Origin of the sequence: Moraxella sp. (assembly GCF_024227015.1) — a bacterium.
GTDB lineage: Bacteria > Pseudomonadota > Gammaproteobacteria > Pseudomonadales > Moraxellaceae > Moraxella.
The window spans coordinates 1-1,028 of record NZ_JAAELD010000389.1 but is presented as its reverse complement, the minus strand read 5'-3'; the positions used below and the strand labels follow the sequence as shown (position 1 = coordinate 1,028).

Genomic DNA, 1,028 nt, shown 5'->3' with positions numbered 1-1,028 from the left:
TTGACGGTGGCAGTCGCAGCGCAGGCGAAGGCACACGCAACCTAGTCGTATTTGACGACTCAATAATCCAGACCTTAAAGCGCAATGACGAGGTGATAAATCCTTTAGAGAGTGGCGTTATAAAGAGTCCTGGCGGCAAGCAGGGTGGCATGATCGGTGGGCAACGCGCCCAAAACGCTGACCTTGACATGCTCAAAAAAGCTCAAGACATGAAAGCGCAGGGCGTTGATGCTGATACTATCTATGCAGATACTAAGTGGTGGTTAGACCATCCAGACGGTAAGCCACGGTTTGAGATTGATGATAGTGGGGCTAAGTGGAAAAGTAATCCAAACGCAGAGTTTCTGCCGGATAATTTAGACCACCCTAAACTAGACGCGCAATACGATACGGAACGTATTGTACTTCTGGATGACTTAAGCCTAAAAGCTAAAGGGCAATACGATAAATCAATAGACGCAATAACATTAGGGCAAACTTACTCACCTGATGATGCGCTATCTACTACTTTGCACGAGTCACAGCATGCTATTCAAGGGCGTGAGGGGATGGCAAGGGGTGGAAACCCTGTAATGTTTGCTAGAGATTCGGCAGACGCAATGGAACAGATTAAAGGTTATAATCTTAGACTTAGCGCCAACGTCAAAGCTAGGGATGAAATATCTAGGGATTTTTCTATGCCTATTGATCAGAAAAAAGGGCGATTATCTAACTTAAAGCGTGTTTATGATGGATTGTTGGATGAGAGGTCAAAGCTAGTTGAAACGGCGCAACTAGACCCGTATCAAGGGTATAGAAGTCTAGGCGGCGAAGCAGAGGCCAGATTAACCCAGCAACGCATGGATATGGGCATGGACGAGCGCCTATCTAACCCATTCTACAAAAACTACGATGTACCATTAGACGAGCAGATAATCCGCACCGGTGGCAAAAACAACCTATCCGCATCCCTCCCAATGGACGAAGCAAGCCGGATGCAGAGGGCGCGGGATATGGGGTTTGATACGGATGAGGTTTTGTATCATGGT

1 protein-coding gene is annotated in these 1,028 nt (G+C 47.0%); it reads left to right on the top strand.

Annotated features, from left to right (window positions below):
* Positions 1-149 precede the first annotated feature (149 nt).
* A partial coding sequence (locus GY683_RS08950; protein WP_297288397.1) for an LPD23 domain-containing protein occupies positions 150-1,028 on the top strand: 879 nt, incomplete at its 3' end.